Source organism: uncultured Aquimarina sp., assembly GCF_947492405.1.
Lineage (GTDB): Bacteria > Bacteroidota > Bacteroidia > Flavobacteriales > Flavobacteriaceae > Aquimarina.
Map to the genome: position 1 here is coordinate 181413 of NZ_CANLMP010000004.1, position 17339 is coordinate 198751.

The 17339-nt window shown below is 33.1% G+C and carries 20 protein-coding genes; 2 read left to right on the forward strand and 18 right to left on the reverse strand.

Annotation, left to right across the window (positions count from 1 at the left end; translation table 11 throughout):
- Positions 1 to 42: 42 nt before the first annotated feature.
- The 11 genes from Q0829_RS15465 to Q0829_RS15515 all read right to left on the reverse strand — a co-directional run bounded on the left by Q0829_RS15465 (position 43) and on the right by Q0829_RS15515 (position 8207).
- Entirely contained in the window at positions 43 to 588 is a 546-nt protein-coding gene (locus tag Q0829_RS15465; RefSeq protein WP_298544705.1) for a hypothetical protein, read from the reverse strand.
- Positions 589 to 620: 32 nt separating this feature from the next.
- The gene (locus Q0829_RS15470) at positions 621 to 1049 is read right to left on the reverse strand and encodes a hotdog fold thioesterase (protein ID WP_298544708.1); all 429 of its coding nucleotides are present in this window, start codon (positions 1047 to 1049) and stop codon (positions 621 to 623) included.
- A 121-nt stretch (positions 1050 to 1170) separates the two neighbouring features.
- Positions 1171 to 2367 carry a 3-hydroxyacyl-CoA dehydrogenase NAD-binding domain-containing protein gene (locus Q0829_RS15475; RefSeq protein ID WP_298544711.1) on the reverse strand — a complete coding sequence of 399 codons (1197 nt, stop codon included), beginning with the start codon at positions 2365 to 2367 and terminating at the stop codon, positions 1171 to 1173.
- A gap of 59 nt (positions 2368 to 2426) precedes the next feature.
- Positions 2427 to 3206: an enoyl-CoA hydratase-related protein gene (locus Q0829_RS15480; RefSeq protein ID WP_298544714.1), complete on the reverse strand. Its 780-nt coding sequence runs from the start codon at positions 3204 to 3206 to the stop codon at positions 2427 to 2429.
- A 44-nt stretch (positions 3207 to 3250) separates the two neighbouring features.
- Entirely contained in the window at positions 3251 to 3634 is a 384-nt protein-coding gene (locus tag Q0829_RS15485) for a VOC family protein (protein WP_298544717.1), read from the reverse strand.
- A 1-nt stretch (position 3635) separates the two neighbouring features.
- Positions 3636 to 4139 (reverse strand): 1,2-phenylacetyl-CoA epoxidase subunit PaaD, encoded by a 504-nt coding sequence (paaD, locus tag Q0829_RS15490; RefSeq protein WP_298544719.1) that lies wholly within the window; start codon positions 4137 to 4139, stop codon positions 3636 to 3638.
- A gap of 89 nt (positions 4140 to 4228) precedes the next feature.
- The gene (paaC, locus tag Q0829_RS15495) at positions 4229 to 4984 is read right to left on the reverse strand and encodes a 1,2-phenylacetyl-CoA epoxidase subunit PaaC (RefSeq protein ID WP_298544721.1); all 756 of its coding nucleotides are present in this window, start codon (positions 4982 to 4984) and stop codon (positions 4229 to 4231) included.
- Between the two features lie 98 nt (positions 4985 to 5082).
- Positions 5083 to 5367, reverse strand: a complete 285-nt coding sequence (gene paaB, locus Q0829_RS15500; RefSeq protein WP_027395271.1) for a 1,2-phenylacetyl-CoA epoxidase subunit PaaB — start codon at positions 5365 to 5367, stop codon at positions 5083 to 5085.
- A gap of 59 nt (positions 5368 to 5426) precedes the next feature.
- Positions 5427 to 6407: a 1,2-phenylacetyl-CoA epoxidase subunit PaaA gene (gene paaA / locus Q0829_RS15505; protein ID WP_298544729.1), complete on the reverse strand. Its 981-nt coding sequence runs from the start codon at positions 6405 to 6407 to the stop codon at positions 5427 to 5429.
- 78 nt (positions 6408 to 6485) lie between these two features.
- Complete coding sequence (gene paaE / locus Q0829_RS15510; protein ID WP_298544731.1) at positions 6486 to 7559, reverse strand: 1,2-phenylacetyl-CoA epoxidase subunit PaaE; 1074 nt, start codon at positions 7557 to 7559, stop codon at positions 6486 to 6488.
- Positions 7560 to 7637: 78 nt separating this feature from the next.
- Positions 7638 to 8207: a TetR/AcrR family transcriptional regulator gene (locus tag Q0829_RS15515; RefSeq protein WP_298544733.1), complete on the reverse strand. Its 570-nt coding sequence runs from the start codon at positions 8205 to 8207 to the stop codon at positions 7638 to 7640.
- A gap of 141 nt (positions 8208 to 8348) precedes the next feature.
- Between Q0829_RS15515 and Q0829_RS15520 the strand changes: the two genes are divergently transcribed.
- Positions 8349 to 8777, forward strand: coding sequence for an META domain-containing protein (locus Q0829_RS15520; RefSeq protein ID WP_298544736.1), 429 nt, complete (start codon positions 8349 to 8351; stop codon positions 8775 to 8777).
- A 69-nt stretch (positions 8778 to 8846) separates the two neighbouring features.
- Here Q0829_RS15520 and Q0829_RS15525 read toward each other — a convergent pair whose 3' ends face one another.
- Complete coding sequence (locus tag Q0829_RS15525; protein WP_298544738.1) at positions 8847 to 10526, reverse strand: T9SS type A sorting domain-containing protein; 1680 nt, start codon at positions 10524 to 10526, stop codon at positions 8847 to 8849.
- 216 nt (positions 10527 to 10742) lie between these two features.
- Between Q0829_RS15525 and Q0829_RS15530 the strand changes: the two genes are divergently transcribed.
- Positions 10743 to 12503 carry an aromatic amino acid hydroxylase gene (locus Q0829_RS15530; RefSeq protein WP_298544740.1) on the forward strand — a complete coding sequence of 587 codons (1761 nt, stop codon included), beginning with the start codon at positions 10743 to 10745 and terminating at the stop codon, positions 12501 to 12503.
- Positions 12504 to 12536: 33 nt separating this feature from the next.
- Here the strand turns inward: Q0829_RS15530 and Q0829_RS15535 are convergent, their stop codons facing one another.
- The 6 genes from Q0829_RS15535 to Q0829_RS15560 form a co-directional block, all read right to left on the reverse strand.
- Positions 12537 to 13544, reverse strand: coding sequence for a type II toxin-antitoxin system antitoxin SocA domain-containing protein (locus Q0829_RS15535; RefSeq protein WP_298544742.1), 1008 nt, complete (start codon positions 13542 to 13544; stop codon positions 12537 to 12539).
- Between the two features lie 14 nt (positions 13545 to 13558).
- Complete coding sequence (locus tag Q0829_RS15540; RefSeq protein WP_298544744.1) at positions 13559 to 13915, reverse strand: hypothetical protein; 357 nt, start codon at positions 13913 to 13915, stop codon at positions 13559 to 13561.
- A gap of 224 nt (positions 13916 to 14139) precedes the next feature.
- The gene (locus tag Q0829_RS15545) at positions 14140 to 14748 is read right to left on the reverse strand and encodes a hypothetical protein (protein ID WP_298544747.1); all 609 of its coding nucleotides are present in this window, start codon (positions 14746 to 14748) and stop codon (positions 14140 to 14142) included.
- 101 nt (positions 14749 to 14849) lie between these two features.
- On the reverse strand, positions 14850 to 15827 hold the full coding sequence (locus Q0829_RS15550) for a hypothetical protein (RefSeq protein ID WP_298544750.1): 978 nt from the start codon (positions 15825 to 15827) through the stop codon (positions 14850 to 14852).
- Positions 15828 to 16011: 184 nt separating this feature from the next.
- On the reverse strand, positions 16012 to 16422 hold the full coding sequence (locus tag Q0829_RS15555) for a phage holin family protein (RefSeq protein ID WP_298544752.1): 411 nt from the start codon (positions 16420 to 16422) through the stop codon (positions 16012 to 16014).
- Positions 16415 to 16843: a TIGR02594 family protein gene (locus Q0829_RS15560; protein WP_298544755.1), complete on the reverse strand. Its 429-nt coding sequence runs from the start codon at positions 16841 to 16843 to the stop codon at positions 16415 to 16417. Before Q0829_RS15560 ends, Q0829_RS15555 begins: the two co-directional genes overlap by 8 nt.
- Between the last annotated feature and the right edge of the window lie 496 nt (positions 16844 to 17339).

Genomic DNA, 17339 nt, shown 5'->3' on the forward strand with positions numbered 1-17339 from the left:
TTGTAGTCTTTGAGTATGTGAGTTTTTGAGCAGAAAAGTATATTACTTCAACTTTGCTGTTATCACTGATTTTTCTATTAATGGTAAATATTTAGATTCTTCCTTTCCCATGAAATAAGAAGATATCATTATTGTTTTTTCTCCTGCTGGTATTGCATACATCATCATGATCATTTTCTCTCCTGTTTGATCTAGCGTCATTGACTTCTGAACAAGTACTTTTTTGCCTCCTAATTCAACTTCTTTGATTCCTAAAGAAGTTACTCCATTTTGTTCTTCAGGTTCTTTCATCATTTTTGCTTTGAAAATATCATAAGGCTGGGGCGCTAACATTTTCATTATACCCGCAGACATATCTTCGTTTGCTCGATTTGTCCCGTTATCAATCACAAAAACCGTTTCGTCTACCTCCATTACTATTTGATCACTAAAAAGATCTCCCATCGCATTTTGGACTTCCTCTGAAATTTCTTCTTTGGTTTCTGTTACAATAGGTTCTGTTCCTTCTAATGTTTCGGTTTTTGATTTGGTTTCCTTTCCACAGGAAATAACCGATAAAAGTGATATTACTACTAAAAAAATTCTCATTAGTTTATGTTCTTTGGTTTTGTGATTACTAGTTATTCCCATTCTTTATTGGTTCTATAGACAACTCCTTTAAAAAGCGCCACAATTTGTTCTTCTCTCTTGACTTCTACGATATTAAATCCAATTTTAGTTTTTGCTATATCGGTCACCGCTTCAGCGGTTAAATAATCTCCTTCTTCTAATGCTTCAATATGATTAATGGATGTCTCAATTGAAACTGCATACTTACCATGCGTATTTGCAGAAAAGCCAAAAGCAGTGTCTGCCAAGCTATACGAAATTCCTCCATGAGCTTTACCCATACTATTAAGCATTTCCTTTCGGACTGTCATACCTACTTTACATCTTCCTTTTTCTACCTCTAGAACCTCAATCCCTAACCATTGACTAAAAGCATCCTGACTAAGCATTTTATCTGGAATGGTTTGTGAGTTTTTGAGTATGTGAGCTTTTGAGTTCATTTTTAGTTTTTGAGTATCTGAATTAAGAGTATTTTAAGTATTCATTGAATTCTAAAAGTAATAGCTTTAAAATTTCTGTGATCATTTTTCTATATGTAACCTACAACCTCATTCCTCAACGCTATGAGAAAAATGTTATGTTCTCCCGTTCCATTCTTCTTAAAAGTGGACTGCATCTGTATCTATCCTCGTGATATTCGTTATATAGTTTATCTAGTTTATTAACACACCAATCAATTCCTTTTTCATCTGCCCAAGACAGTAATCCTTTTGGGTAGTTTACTCCTTTGGTCATGGCATTATCAATATCCTCTGCTGAAGCTATATTCCAGAATAATGCATCTGCAGCTTCATTAATTAACATGACTAATACTCTATTATATATGTATTGTGAAAGTTCTTCTTTGGATAACTTCTCGACTCCGCTCGAAGTGACAGAACTGATTACATTTTGAGATAACATCTTACCTTTCTCATCATAATTATAGTATCCTTTGCCGGATTTTCTTCCCAGATATCCAGCTTCAGATAATCTTTTTTGAGTAAAAGATGGTTTATACCTTGGGTCAAAATAAAAGGCTTTAAATACTGTTTCGGTCACGGTATAATTGACATCGTTTCCAATGAAATCCATCAGCTCAAAAGGTCCCATTCTAAAACCTCCTAATTCTTTTAAACTTTTATCAATAGTTTCTATATCGGCCAATCCTTCTTCATAAATACGAAGTGATTCTCCATAAAAAGGTCTTGCTACGCGATTAACAATAAAGCCTGGTGTATCTTTTGCAATTGCTACTACTTTTTTCCAATCTTTGATAATATTAACAACCTTATTTTTAACCTCATCAGAAGTTTGTACAGCAGGAATAATCTCTACCAATTTCATTAGTGGAGCTGGGTTAAAGAAGTGAATTCCTATACATCTTTCTGGTTTTTGTAATGAGGAAGCGATAGAAGCAATGGATAATGAAGAAGTATTGGATGCTATAATAGCATCCTCAGAAACATAACTTTCTAATTCTGAAAATACTTTTTTCTTAATATTTAAATCTTCAATGATCGCTTCAATGGTAAGATTGGTATCACTAAGTTCTTTTAGTGTATTTACATAAGAGATATTTAATTGAATACGCTTTTTTTCTGTTTCATCAATTCTCCCTTTTTCGATTAAACGAGAAAGAATTTTTTCTAAAGCAAGCTTACTTTTATCTAAAGCTTCCTGCTTAGTATCAAAAACTTTTACCTTACAGCCAGCAGTAGCTGCCACCTGTGCAATACCACTACCCATTGTCCCGGATCCTATTACGCCTATAATCATATTTTTGATTTAAGAATTACGATTTACAATTTTTACATTTATATTTTGTGAATCGTGTTTTACTTTCCTTTAAAAACTGGTTTTCTTTTTTCTATAAAAGCATTTACCCCTTCTGCATAGTCCTCACTTTCTGCTGCTTCTATTTGCATATCAGATTCTATAGCCAACTGCTGATCCAAAGTATTAACCATTGATTGGTTTAGCAATCTCTTAGTCAACCCTAGGGCTTTTGTTGGCATTTTAGCAACTTTGGAAGCTAGTTTAAGTACTTCTTCTTCAAAAGTTTCGGCAGGAAATACTTTGTATAACATTCCTAATTCTTCTGCTTCTTTTGCGGTTACTTTATCTCCTAACATCATCAATGCTGATGCTTTTTGAAAGCCAATTAATCTTGGTAGAAAAAAAGTTCCAGCACTATCGGGTATTAATCCAATTTTGCTAAATGCCTGAATGAAACTTACTACTTCTGATGCTACTACTATATCACAAGCTAAAGCGATATTTGCTCCAGCACCGGCTGCCACACCATTAACTGCCGCAATTATTGGTTTCTCAATACTTCGTATTCTCTTTACTATAGGGTTGTAATGTTCTTCCAGTATTTTTCTAAAACCAGGATTTAATTCTGGAGAAGTAACTTCTTTTAGATCTTGACCGGCACAAAATGCTTTGCCATTACCTGTTAAGATTATTGCTCTAACCTCATCATTTGTTTCACAAGCATCTAAAGTATCTTGTAATCTTAATGCCATTTCTCTATTAAAACTATTAAAAGTTTCAGGACGGTTTAAGGTGACTTTAGCAATTCTGTTTTCTATTGTTAATTCTATTGAGTTCATAGGCTATCACCTCAACCCTCTCCCAGAAGGAGAGGGAGTATAGGTTATTCTTTTAAATCTGTTAAACTTTTTATTTTAAATTCTGGATTATATATGATTCCGATAATATTGTCCCAAGGATCTTTCACCGATGCTACCATCAATTCACCTCCGACATTAGTAGGTTTTTCGTGTTCTTTAGCTCCTAATTCAATGAGATTTTGATAGGTTTTATGAATATCATCTACTCCCCAATAGGAAAGTACACTATCTGCTTTATCTTTTACAATAGCTTCTTCTGGTAAAAGTCCAAGTTCATATCCACCGATATTAAAACCTACATAGAATGGTTCATCAAAATATTGTTTTGTAGCAAAAGCTTTTGCATACCATTCTTTGGCTTTTTTCAGATCACTAACTTTATATATTGTAGTTCTAAGTCCCAGCATATTATTTCAAACATTTGAAGTAATCAAAAGGTTCAAGACAGTCTTCACATTGAAACAATGCTTTGCAAGCTGTTGAACCAAATTGACTTATCATTTTTGTGTTGGTTGAGCCGCATTGAGGACATTTTACGATCTTCTTATTCCCTAGCAAAGCTTCTTTATCTGCATCTTCTTCTAATGGAGCTGCAATTCCATATTCTTCAAGTGCTTTTCTACCTCTTGGAGTGATCCAATCGGTTGTCCAGGCTGGGGATAGCACTAAGGATACCTTTGCTTCTATATTTTCTTGACTAAAAGCATTGATGATATCATCACCGATCACGTCCATTGCCGGACATCCACTGTATGTTGGTGTGATTTTAATTTGAGCAATATTATTAACCATTTGAGCAAATCGAACAACTCCCATATCCATAATAGATAATACCGGAATTTCCGGATCACTAACTTTCTCAAGAATCGAGAATAGTTTAGGGTCAATATGTTGCTCTAGTTCAATTGTCATTTTTTTAATTCTTGATCTATTCCATTAAACAGATCCCAACCTACACTTCTACAGGCTCAGTGTGACACGCTGGGATGACAATTTAGTTGTCACCACTTCATATTAGGATATGTGCGTTGCATATATTGTAAATCCGAAAGCAAGTAGCCCATATGTTCACTGTGAATTCCTTCTTTACCACCTTTTCTAAACCACTTAAGTTCTGGAACAGATAAAGTAGCTTCTTCTAAAACTTCACCCACTATCTGATAATACTTTTCTTTTAAAAGACTAACATCTACTCCAACCCCTAATTCAACAGCATTTTTATCTTCTTCTGTCAATTGAAATAATTCATCCGTAAATTTCCAAAGATCATTAACTGCTTCCTGAGTTTTTTGGTGACTTACTTCAGTTCCATCTCCTAGCCTTTTTATCCAATCTGAAGAAAAACGTTGATGATAACTTACTTCTTTAATTCCTTTTTTGGCAATTGCAGCAAGTGTTTCATCTTTACTATTTTGTAATTCCTGCAATAACAATAAATGGAATACATCATAAAAAAACTGACGTGTAATTATATACGCGAAATTCGTATTTGGTTGTTCTACCAGTAATACATTTTTGTATTGTCTTTCAGTCCTCAAGAAAGCTATATCATCTTCTGTAACTTTTTCTCCAGACAGATGAGCTGCATATTGATAGTAGCTACGAGTTTGCCCTAATAAATCGAGTGCCATATTTGTACAGGCGATATCCGTTTCTAAATTAGGACCATGTCCACATAATTCAGAAAGACGTTGACCTAGTATTAAAGCATTATCGGCAATCCCGTAGATGTATTGTATAAGATTTTCTTTTTTCATTACACTGCCCGCGAAAGCGGGTATCTTTTGATTAACTTTAGGTTCCCTTTATAAGTTTCCCGCCTTCACGGGAATTGTAATTATTGTAACAACAATAATCACATATGTTTTACTTCATCTGGTAATGTATAGAATGTAGGATGCCTATACACTTTATCTTGAGCAGGTTCAAACAACTCCCCATTGTTTTCTGGATTAGAAGCAGTAATATGTTTAGATTCTACTACCCATATACTTACTCCTTCACTTCTACGCGTATACACGTCTCTGGCGTTTTCTAATGCCATTTCTTCATCGGCAGCATGTAAACTTCCGAAATGGCGATGTTCTAAACCATTTTTACTTCTAACGAAGACTTCCCAAAGTGGCCAATTTTTTTTCATAATCAATACGCCCTTATTGTAACTTCTCTAATAGCGAGAAAATATCAACAAGGAATTTATTAAATTGCTTTCTTAATTTTATTATCCTGTTGTTTTTCGGCATAAGCCATTGCAGCATCACGAACCCATTCTCCTTCGTTCCAAGCGTCTACTCTTGCCGATAATCGTTCTTTATTACAAGGGCCATGGCCTTTAACTACCTGCCAGAATTCATCCCAATCGATGTCTCCAAAATCATAATGTTTTGTTTCCTCATTCCATTTTAAATCTGGATCTGGAACTGTCAAGCCAATAAGATCAGCCTGTGGCACGGTTTGATCTATAAACTGTTGACGTAATTCATCATTGGTTTTACGTTTTAGTTTCCATTTCATTGATTGTTCTGTATGCACGGATTCTGCATCTGTTGGCCCAAGCATCATTAAGGATGGCCACCACCAACGATTTAATGCATCCTGAGCTAGTTCTTTTTGTTCTGGAGTTCCGTTTGCCAAGGTCATCATGATCTCAAATCCTTGTCGCTGGTGAAAACTTTCTTCTTTACAAACACGAATCATAGCTCTGGCATATGGCCCATATGAAGTACTACAAAGCGGAACTTGATTAATGATTGCAGCGCCATCTACTAACCAACCTATAGCTCCGATATCTGCCCAGGTTAATGTTGGATAATTAAAAATACTAGAATATTTAGCTTTTCCAGTATGTAACTGTTCGTATAGTTCTTCTCTAGAAATTCCCAGAGTTTCACAAGCACTATACAAATACAATCCGTGTCCGGCTTCATCTTGTACTTTAGCCAACAATGCTACTTTACGTCTCATTGATGGTGCTCTGGATATCCAGTTACCTTCTGGTAACATTCCCACAATTTCTGAATGTGCGTGTTGTGATATCTGCCTGATATGGGTCTTTCGATACTTTTCTGGCATCCAATCTTTTGGTTCAATTTTTTCGTCTCTGGCAATTCTTTGATCAAAGAGTTCTTCCAGACTTCGACTAGGCTCAGCCCCAGTGTTTTTTATTTCTTTTTCACTCATAATTCTAAGTTTTATAGTGACTTGAATTCCAGCCTACACTTCGACAAGCTCAGTGTGACGCGCTGGAATGACAAAAAATTACACGTCAAAATCTACCACTACTTTCTCAGTGGTTGGTACTGCCTGACAAGACAATACTAATCCTTTTGCCACCTCATCTTCTTCTAATGCATAATTTATTTTCATCTCTACTTCACCTTCCACTAGTTTGCATTTACAAGTACTACAAACACCTCCTTTGCAAGCAAAAGGAAGATCTGCTCCTGCTGCCAATGCACCATCTAAGATATTATCATACTCATCATCCATTCCGAAATGAAATTCTTTACCACCATCAATAATGGTCACTTCGGTTCCATCAAACTTATGTTCTACTGCGGTTGCAGCTCTTTTTTTATCTTCTTCTGTAACACCAGAGAAGAATAATTCATAATGAATTTTATTCTTGGACAAGCCAGCTTCGACCAATTCATCTCTTATTAAGAAAATCATCTCTTCAGGACCACAAATAAAACACTCATCAACTTCTGGAACATTTATAACCTTATCTGTAAGTTCTTTTAGTTTTTCTGAAGTAAATCTTCCATTTAGTAATGGAATATCTCGATGTTCTTTTGTTAAAAAATAAAATATCTCAAACCTTCCAAAATAGGTATTTCTTAAAGCCTCTATCTCTTCTTTAAAGATAATAGATTTAACAGTGCGATTCAAGTAAAACAACTTGAATGTGCTATTAGGCTCTAAAGCAAGATGTGTTTTGATTATTGAAAGAATTGGTGTAATCCCACTTCCTGCAGCAAAAACAATATAATTCTTGGATTTAGTGGTATCAACATCCGTATAAAAACTTCCGTTAGGTGGTAAAACTTCTAATGTATCTCCAGCCTTTAAAATATTGCAAGCGTGGTTCGAAAAAAGACCACCTTCAATTCTCTTTACTGCTACTTGCCACTTATCTTCAATAGGGCTAGAGCACAAGGAATAATTACGCCTTACTTCTTCTCCATTTAGTATTGTTTTCAATGTTAGATATTGACCTTGTTTATATGAAAACTCCTCTTTTAAGTTTTGAGGTATATCAAAAGTTATTGAAGTACAATCCTTGGTTTCTTTAAGAACCTCGGCTATTTTTATGGTATGAAAATCACTCATGAAATATTATACTATATCGTTATAGTACAACAAAACTAACAATTGTTAGTTTCATACGCAATTAATTAATTGTTAATTTTAAACTACTCCTTGTAACAACACAAATATCATATCTTTTTTAAGAATGTTGGCATCAATATTTTTCTGTTTTGGATACCATAAATAGAGCGTTCTGAGTGTAGATAATGTGGAAAAGACAATAATCTCTATATTATTGGATTTGATCTCATTCATCTCTACTCCTTTTTTAACAATTTGTCTGAAATTATCTTCATAATCTTGACGCATTTTCTCAAAATACAGAAGATTATCTTCTTCCAAATGCATCCAATCATTATTAAGTGAGGCTAAACCATCTGCATTTCGAAGCGTAACATCGATATGAAGACTTATTATATTCTCTAATTTCTGAATTGAACTACTATCAGAATCTACTATTTGATTCATTCCATGAGTAAATTCTTCTGCAAGCTCAATAATAATCGTTGATAAAATCTCTTGTTTGGATTGGATATGATTATACAAACTTGCAGCTTTTATACCCATAGCCGTAGCCAAATCTCTCATCGTAACTGCGCTATACCCTTTTTCCTTGAAAAGAATCGCCGCAGCATTTACTATTTCTTGCTTTCTACCTTCTTGTTTCATAGACAAATGGGCTTGTTATTTAGATAAAAATAATTTCTAATTAATCTATCACAACTAAGATTAAAGACTAAAATATAATAAATTTGTTATATTAGAAATAATATACATCGCTTTGATGTTTTACACAAAATCCAAATCATTATGAAATACCTAGGCTTACTTTTAATTTCTCTTACCTTATTCTGTAATTGTAATAGCACAAATACAGCTACTTCTAAAAACACTGGAACTAAAAATCAAGTAGAACCAGATGGCACATATGTAGTTACATCCCTCTATGGAAAAGACGTTTCTGAACATAATCTGACCATAGTTATAAGTCCTGAAAATAATACAATGTCCGGATTCTCAGGATGCAACACCTACTCTTGTAACTACACTACAGAGGGGGAAAATTTTTCTGCAGGCTATCCAATGGCTTCAAAAAGATATTGCGAAAAAACTGCAGGAATAGAAAAGGATTTCTTTAAGGCACTTTCTGAATTAAAAACCAAAAACTTAAAAGACCCTATGCTAACTTTCAAAAATGAAAGTGAAAAAGAAATTATTGTTGCAAAAAAGTCTAAATAAAAACAGAGATAATAAAAAAGGTTTGGTAAATAATTTACCAAACCTTTTTTATTTTATATGAAATGATTTTTATTTATTAATCACAAGCTTCTTCGTAATATTCACATTAGTAGCTGCATCCGTAATAGAAATAAAATATATCCCACTAACATTAGCAGACATATCTAATACGGTATTTTTATCAATCATCTCACCTTTTCCTACTAATTGACCTGTGATACTGAACAGATTATAGGTCAATCTACTTCCAGAGTTATTAGATACATTAAATACCCCATTAGATGGATTTGGGTAAAGCGCAGTGCTGTTATCCAATTTATTTTCATTAACACTCAATGTAATCTCTTCGGCTAATGAATTTAAAGTAGTTGCTCCAGTATTAGCTGGGTCTAACCAATTAGAAAGCCTTGTAGCATTAGTAGTTCCAAAATCCCATGAGACATCAAATCTACCATATACATCAAATTGATCATTATCATTAGTAAATACACAAGCAGCCGCACCACCAGCTAACTGACCTATAATTCTACCACTAGGATCAAACAATGCAGACCCAGAAGAGCCTCTTTCTGTTACCCCAAGATCCCAATCAGCAACATTCCACATTTCAGTAGTAGGATTACCATTGAAATCAATAATTCTTTCGGTTGGAGATTGATTTTCCCTACATACCTTCATAATATCTCCTGATGGATGATGAATCCCTATAGCAAAACTAGGTGCCGTTCCGGTTCTATCCCATCCAGCCCAATACAAATCCCAACTATCAGGAAGACTTGAGTCTATGTTAAGTAGTAAAACATCAGACTTTGTATTACGTGCTAATATCGTTGATCCACTCGTAGTTTGATCAAAAGTTCCATTAGTACTATTTGTAGTAGTAGCACATGATGGATTAGGACTTATCCAATTGAATCGAAATGCCCATATCGAAGTATTACCTACAGCGCCAGTATTATTATTTTCAAAACAGTGATTTGCAGACAAGAAATAGGGAGCTCCATCATTATTGGTATTATTAATCAAAGTTCCTGTACAAAACCCTGAACTACCAACTACCATAAGTCCTACACCTCTCTTTAATTCATCTTTTATATCATCAAAGTCACTCCCCACAGGACAATCTACATCTTGATTACAATCACCAGAATCGTTCAAAGCTTTTTGTTGAACATCAAAATCAGTAACTGAACGATATCCGTGAACAATTTTAGATATTTGTAGTTTTTCTTTTCCTTTTGCTGACTTAGGAACAAAATATTCAAGAACTATATCCTCTCCTTCTACTAACCATGTTCCTAGCATTTCATCATCCCTGTTAAAAGTACTTGTATATGCTCCTAACAAATCTGATTTATCAATATTATATAAATATAATGATGCACCTTCAGGCAATCTAAATTTCTTAAAGACAAAGTTCATCGTGCGAGCTTTCTTAGATTTAAATCGAATCCTCCAAATCCAATCACCGTTTGATAATTGACTCCACTTACCTGAATTATTTATGTTATAATTCACATCAAACTCATAACCAAAACGATATACTTTTGATCTATCCTGATCATTTATAACATCTTCTTTTTGAATTTTTATTAAGTCAAAATCAGGCATTTCAATAGCCACTAGAGATTGCTTTTCAATACTTAAGAACTCAGTATTCCAACTCTTTGGTTTCCCTTCGTTTGTAACTTGACCACTAGCAATTATACAACAAAGTAATGCTACGGCACATAAAATAATTTTTTTCATAATATTTGTGTGATGTATTAAGTTAGTCTATTTTTCATTAATTATAAATATATATTTTATAAATGGCAAAAAATTACATAATCCACTTATAATAATAACAGCATACGCAATTAAAACCCTACACCATCTTAACAAAATTAGTTAATTAATTCTAATATTAACTGTAAAACCAGTACTTTTCCGAAACAGAAACCTTGCTTAAAATCTAATTTATAAATGTCATCACAAATAGAATCCAACCCCTTACTTGACAGACTACCTCCTCATCTTAAACAATTTATCAAGCCTCAAAACTATGATGAATATACTCCCATTGATCAGGCTGTATGGAGGTATGTGATGCGTAAAAATGTTGTTTCATTAAGTAAAGTTGCGCACAACTCTTATTTGAAAGGATTAGAAAAAACAGGTATTTCTATTGATCAAATACCAAGTATGTATGGTATGAATCGAATCCTTAAAGAAATTGGTTGGGCAGCAGTTGCTGTAGACGGGTTTATTCCCCCAAATGCTTTTATGGAGTTTCAAGCGTATAATATTCTAGTGATTGCATCCGACATACGTCAATTAGAAAACATAGAATATACACCTGCTCCGGATATTATTCATGAAGCTGCGGGACATGCACCCATTATTGCGAATCCTGATTATGCTGAATATTTACGTCGTTTTGGAAAAATTGGGTGTAAAGCGATTTCGTCTAAGAAAGATTATGATATGTACGATGCGGTACGTACACTTTCTATATTAAAAGAGTCTCCAGAAACTGATCCTATCGCTATCGAAAATGCAGAAAAAAGGGTTAACGAGTTACAGAACCAAAAATCAGAACCTTCAGAGATGGCTTTGATCCGCAATCTTCATTGGTGGACAGTCGAATATGGCCTAATTGGAGCTATAGACGAACCAAAAATTTATGGTGCAGGATTACTATCTTCTATTGGAGAAAGTGAATGGTGTATGACGGGTAATGTGCAAAAACTTCCATACACTCCAGATGCTGCATTTCAGGATTTTGATATTACGAAACCTCAACCTCAATTATTCGTAACCCCTGATTTCGCTTATCTATGTCAAGTTCTGGAAGAATTTGCAGATACGATGGCATTACGAAAAGGAGGACATCGTGGACTTGCCAAACTTATTGAATCTCAAAATCTGGGAACCATAGAACTTAGTACTGGATTACAAATCTCTGGGGTTTTTACAAGAATGATCAAGAATGAAGACAACGAGGTTATTTATTTTGAAACCGAAGGTCCTACTGCACTTTCCCACCGGGAAAAAGAATTGATTGGCCAGGGAATTGATGCTCATCCTAACGGTTTTAGATCGCCTCTTGGAAAATTGAAAGGAATCAATCTGGCTATAGAAAACATGTCTCCCAGAGACTTAAAAGCGTATAATTTTTACGATGGTGAGTATATAGAATTTGAGTTCGAAAGTGGAATCACAGTTGCTGGAATTAATATCACTGGAATGAGAAATATAAAGGGAGAACTTATTCTCATTCAGTTTAAAGAATGTACCATCAAGTATAAAGATGAGTACCTATTCAAACCTGAATGGGGAACTTTTGATTTTGCTGTAGGAAAAGAAATTATATCAGCTTTCTCGGGACCTGCTGATGACTACTCTTTCGATATGGTCACTCATAACCCAGACATGAATACAATCAAAAGAACCTATTCCCCTAAAGAAGAAGAATTACACTCTCTATATCAAGCGGTTAAAAATGTTAGAAATGGCGAAAACACTAGATTTTCTTTGGAAGCAGTTTTTGCTATCGTAAAAAAAGATCATCCAGAGGATTGGTTATTATCAATTGAAATCTATGAATTGATCCATGACAGAGATCCTAATTTTGCAGATCATATTTTAAAACATCTAGAAAATGTTAAAGCTAAAAAGAAAGAAATAAAACACTTGATCGATAGTGGTATAGAAATTATTATCCAAGATGCCTTGATAGGGTAATATTTGTTTTTATGCTCACAAACATATTATAAATCAGATATGCAATAAATCAAAGGAATAATTGTAATCTATCAGTCCTTTTTGTTTTTCATTATCAACCCAAGCCTTTTCCTCGTGACTTTTTTCCATAATTTGGGTTGCATTAAAATCTCCGAATACCCTTAAAACAGTATTTAAAGACTCTATTTCTTCAGAACTAAATAATTCTGAATTAAAATCTTTGCTACTAGATTTATAAAAACATTTGCCCCAATGCCCATTTCCATAATCTTCCATTTTTATAAAAATATAATCTTTATTAGCTGTATAGTCAAAAATACCTCCAAACCTTACTGGAACTGGTCCATAATTATGTGCCATATAATTCGCTCCACTTATTGAATAAGCTGTCTTCTTAAAGTTAAAAAAATCAGAATAAAATAATAATTTATTCATCTTTGTTTCTGTAGGATTTAGTTTTTCTGCAAAAAACAAAATCATATTTGACATCTTTTCCATACTTGGTTTTCTGTAACCTGAATAATTATCTGGAAGTTTATCTTCAAATAAAATGCTTACATATCTTTTATCATCTTTATTTTCCCTGTAATTTTCTATTACAGCATCGATTTTTTTAAGAGTTTTTATTTTCTCTTCGTCATTTAAATCATTATTTAAATCAACTAGTAATTTAAAATTCCTTATACTATTTAAAACTGTATTAATTAACTTACTATTTGCTAAACTTGGAACTTCTCCTTTTTCATAATTCCTGTAGCTATTAATTCCAAAACCTAATATACGAGACATCATTCCCGCTGATAATCTATAAGTATTTCTTAATTTAATTATTTCATCAGGAAATGGTATATTATGTCTGTCCCTATATTGATTATAAACTTGATTCAAATTAAATTCATCTAACTCAGTGCTTGTAAATGATTCATCACTATCCTTACATAAATAACTTTTGTGATTATACTCAAATTCTTCTTTTCGAAAAATCAAAATACTCTTTTCAATTTGTAAGGTCATTTCCTTACCTGTGATTGGACTTTTCATAACTGTTAAATTTTTTAGTTTAGATTCTTAAGAGGAAATTCCATAAGATACTCTGCCTTATGAAAAGATATACAAACTGCTCCTCCTGTCATTTTTGAAATAGTCATCTTAATATAAACTTGTTCACCTTTAATCACCTTTCCAAAAACCCACATTTCAGTTCCTCCCTGTTGAGTTTCTTCTAAAGGCCCTTCACTATAATCCTCAACTTCTAAATTGAGAATTATTTCTTCACGCATTTTAGCGGTAATACTTAAATCTGCAAGATTCTGAATACTATTTTTAGGGCGATTGGAGAAGATTATTCCTAGAGACTTTATAATCGCCTTAAGTTCCTGCAAAAAAGATTTTACAATTAATTTATCCGCCATATTAATGTGTTAAACACTTTGCAAACATATACATAAACCTCTCAAAAAACAACTTTAAAGTGTTTAATTCATTATTTTATAACTATTTTTCAACTTTAAAGTAAAATTATTATGACTGCTAATACTGTTTTTGATTAATCTCTTAATTTTAGCCAAATAGCTAGGCATATACAATCAATCCCACAATCATACCAGATATATATTTTCAGACACCTCCTTTGGCCCTATCGTATTCGAATCCCCACACCAACATTATGAGTTATACTTGATAATTCAATAAAGTTTAATCTATAGCTGAAGAACCAATTCCTTTTGCGACTATATTGTAGACCAAGACTTATGTTGTTAAATTGTTCATGATTACCACCAACTTCTCCAAAACCATACAAACCACTTCTATATATTGGTGGGTGCTCTATGGTGGTAGTTGTTTTAATTTCTCGAGGAACTTTTAATTTATACGCGAGATCACTATTCAATAATTCTCCTTTTAGCAAATTATAGCTGTAGATCTCTATATCATCGTTATACAATGTATCTCGATATTCCCTAGCTTCTTCAAAAAGATGTTTTTCTTTTTCAAAAACTCTTTGTTTCTCGCTAATTACAACCTTAGGAATACTTTCGGTAGTTGTTTTAGGCACATATACTGTTTTATACTTGGTAGTTTGAACCTGAAACGTATCTACCTTAGTTTGGTAAATGGTATCTTTTACTACTATTATTTGTGGTTTCTCTAATCTATCTACTTCTTTTATATTACATTGTCTCTGGGTCAAAATATAAATAAACAGTACCAATATAATAAGCAACAAAGACTTATTGCTTGACATTTTATACAACATTTAATTTAGAATTTTAAATTTTGAAAAGTTTACCAGGTTACAACTAAATGCAACCTGGTTTTATTATTTCACATCATCAATCACGGTAGCTATACTACTTTATCCAAAGCAGTCTTTAACATTTTTAAAGAGACCTGAGCTACTATTTTTCTTGGGTTAGCATCTGTAGACAATTGTAAATATCCATTTACAATATCTATATTCTCAATTAGACGGTTCTTAATAGATTCCATTTCATCATCCATTGTATCAACCTGAATAAGTTCAAATTTTAAAGAAACATCTTCTAACAATTTATTAGTTACAGGACCACTAAACGATATCATTCTATATCCTACATAATTACCATGAACAAATGTTTCTTTAGTAGTATCCACAATAAAGGAGAGAGGGTATCTATTTGCTCTAACCTTTATTTTGCCTTTATTTTTAAAATATGCGAATGCACCAGTAGAGGATGAGTAAATATTTTTCACAAAGAAAAAGCTTCCGATAACCGTACCATCAGCATCCTGAAGCTTATCTACTTCAATAAAATCTTTATCAAAAGTAATTTCATCGACTTTCACATTGGCATATGTTCTTATATCATGTTTTAAAACAGAGTTTTTTAATGCTTTATAATCACCATCAGTAACCGAAATCTTATTACTTAAAGCTGCATTGATCACATTATTTCTAACAGGATTAACAGATGTTGCAGATAACATATTATCAACTGTAACACTACCGCCTCCTGATAAAGATAAGGATGCTAATTTTTCTTTTTCTGCATTTGTAAAATCATTACTAGATAACCCTTTGTTAGGTTCTGTATTCACCTTGTTTGTTAGTGCTTCTAACAATCCATGTATCTGATCCATATCCCAAAACTTCGGAATATCTAGTGTAGTCCCATTGGTAAACTCGATTACGATAGCCTTATCTGCATCCTTGACTACATCTTTAATGATTTCTCCATCATTTTTATGATAAAAACCATCTATTAACTGCTCGTATTGCTGCTCTGTAGGAATATCTCCTGTTTCAAAATATGATTTTAATTCTTCTTTAGTTTTTATTGACATTATTATTTTTTAATATATTATTTAATTGTTTTCCTTTTAAAAACTGCCACTCTCTGGTTATTCTTGAGTTTGATTTTATCACATAGATATCCTTGTCACAACTAATTAAGGGTGACGGGTAATGATATTCATTATGATATCAATTAAGAAATAGCCAGAAGAGCAGAAATTTATATGTATCTCCTTATTTTTTTCCTTCTTTAGAGATACTGCTTATGGTTTCTGAAAGGCCTCCTGACTTTAGCAAAGTCACCAGCGCTTTAAAAAGGTCTATACCATAAATTTTATTGAAGTTTTCTAAAATAGATTTTATCTCTGTAATGGCTACGAATCCAGCAATTATCTTAAGAAAAGGAACCTCATCTACAATGAAGGTTTCTAATAAAAAAGATGCCAGAATCACCAAATTATAGATAAAAAACTTTGAGATCGTATTGCCAATTCCTTTACTACTGATCGGAATTTTGTTTTTATAGGATGCATACGACCCAGTAATAAAATCTACCAAAATAAGGAAGACCATCGTCATCATCACTCCATTAACAGGTGATAGGATCGTAAGTAACCAGAATGCCATATTTATAATTTTATCCATGTTTAATTAATTTTTTATACTCTAAAACTCGATTCTTAGGATATGCCTGTATACATACCTTATTGTTTTGATTACCTCCGAGAACATACACAAACCCTTTTGTCTCTTTGATAAAAAAACCAACATGACCTTTCCAGCTACTGGGACTTTCACGCCACAAGACAACTACATCTCCTACACTAGGAGTATTGGTAGATTGCCCTATATTGAGCCAACTACGAGCATTAAGCTTACCAGAATAGGAATAACCGGTTTTTTTCGCCACCCAATTGGCAAATGCACTGCACCAGGCAGTTTCATCCTTCAATTGTTTGCCATCAAACCCAAGTTCATTAAAATAGGAAACGATCTGTGGATGATCTTTGGAGCCACTAATCTCAGTAACACCATACTGAGATAGCGCCATTTCTAAAATATTCATCTGTTCTTTTTTTATTGTTTTTTAACTGTCATATGGAATTCGCCATACAACATAAGATTCGCATCAACTTAGTAGTTATGACTCATTTCACACGTTAAAAATGTTTTGATTTCTTCCTTGTAAATTATTCCTATTCAAAAAAATCTATCATATTCATCACGAAACTTCGTAACTTCCTTTTTGAGGATTCTTTTTGAATTGTATTCATTACTTAGAAATAGATTAATTGCGCAAAAAAGTTATGATTTTAGAGCTTAATTATAAACCTGCAGGAACCTAAAAAATCTCTTTCTTTTTTGCATAGAATTACAGTAAACTGTTAGTGCACTTTTATCATCAATTTGTCATTAAAATCAATGATTTACAGTACGTTGAAAAGCTTATACAAATATACGAATACAACAAGGGTTTATAAAGATTATTCCCCTTTACTTACTGCAACTACGGGAGTAAAAATAAGGCTGGATTTCGTGGTGATTTACCCGAAATCCAGCCT

What these genes read in the sequence shown, in the direction of transcription:
- Q0829_RS15465 (WP_298544705.1), bottom strand. Translation starts at nt 588, where the DNA reads ATGAGAATTTTTTTAGTAGTAATATCACTTTTATCGGTTATTTCCTGT.
- Q0829_RS15470 (WP_298544708.1), bottom strand. Translation starts at nt 1,049, where the DNA reads ATGAACTCAAAAGCTCACATACTCAAAAACTCACAAACCATTCCAGAT.
- Q0829_RS15475 (WP_298544711.1), bottom strand. Translation starts at nt 2,367, where the DNA reads ATGATTATAGGCGTAATAGGATCCGGGACAATGGGTAGTGGTATTGCA.
- Q0829_RS15480 (WP_298544714.1), bottom strand. Translation starts at nt 3,206, where the DNA reads ATGAACTCAATAGAATTAACAATAGAAAACAGAATTGCTAAAGTCACC.
- Q0829_RS15485 (WP_298544717.1), bottom strand. Translation starts at nt 3,634, where the DNA reads ATGCTGGGACTTAGAACTACAATATATAAAGTTAGTGATCTGAAAAAA.
- paaD (WP_298544719.1), bottom strand. Translation starts at nt 4,139, where the DNA reads ATGACAATTGAACTAGAGCAACATATTGACCCTAAACTATTCTCGATT.
- paaC (WP_298544721.1), bottom strand. Translation starts at nt 4,984, where the DNA reads ATGAAAAAAGAAAATCTTATACAATACATCTACGGGATTGCCGATAAT.
- paaB (WP_027395271.1), bottom strand. Translation starts at nt 5,367, where the DNA reads ATGAAAAAAAATTGGCCACTTTGGGAAGTCTTCGTTAGAAGTAAAAAT.
- paaA (WP_298544729.1), bottom strand. Translation starts at nt 6,407, where the DNA reads ATGAGTGAAAAAGAAATAAAAAACACTGGGGCTGAGCCTAGTCGAAGT.
- paaE (WP_298544731.1), bottom strand. Translation starts at nt 7,559, where the DNA reads ATGAGTGATTTTCATACCATAAAAATAGCCGAGGTTCTTAAAGAAACC.
- Q0829_RS15515 (WP_298544733.1), bottom strand. Translation starts at nt 8,207, where the DNA reads ATGAAACAAGAAGGTAGAAAGCAAGAAATAGTAAATGCTGCGGCGATT.
- Q0829_RS15520 (WP_298544736.1), top strand. Translation starts at nt 8,349, where the DNA reads ATGAAATACCTAGGCTTACTTTTAATTTCTCTTACCTTATTCTGTAAT.
- Q0829_RS15525 (WP_298544738.1), bottom strand. Translation starts at nt 10,526, where the DNA reads ATGAAAAAAATTATTTTATGTGCCGTAGCATTACTTTGTTGTATAATT.
- Q0829_RS15530 (WP_298544740.1), top strand. Translation starts at nt 10,743, where the DNA reads ATGTCATCACAAATAGAATCCAACCCCTTACTTGACAGACTACCTCCT.
- Q0829_RS15535 (WP_298544742.1), bottom strand. Translation starts at nt 13,544, where the DNA reads ATGAAAAGTCCAATCACAGGTAAGGAAATGACCTTACAAATTGAAAAG.
- Q0829_RS15540 (WP_298544744.1), bottom strand. Translation starts at nt 13,915, where the DNA reads ATGGCGGATAAATTAATTGTAAAATCTTTTTTGCAGGAACTTAAGGCG.
- Q0829_RS15545 (WP_298544747.1), bottom strand. Translation starts at nt 14,748, where the DNA reads ATGTCAAGCAATAAGTCTTTGTTGCTTATTATATTGGTACTGTTTATT.
- Q0829_RS15550 (WP_298544750.1), bottom strand. Translation starts at nt 15,827, where the DNA reads ATGTCAATAAAAACTAAAGAAGAATTAAAATCATATTTTGAAACAGGA.
- Q0829_RS15555 (WP_298544752.1), bottom strand. Translation starts at nt 16,422, where the DNA reads ATGGATAAAATTATAAATATGGCATTCTGGTTACTTACGATCCTATCA.
- Q0829_RS15560 (WP_298544755.1), bottom strand. Translation starts at nt 16,843, where the DNA reads ATGAATATTTTAGAAATGGCGCTATCTCAGTATGGTGTTACTGAGATT.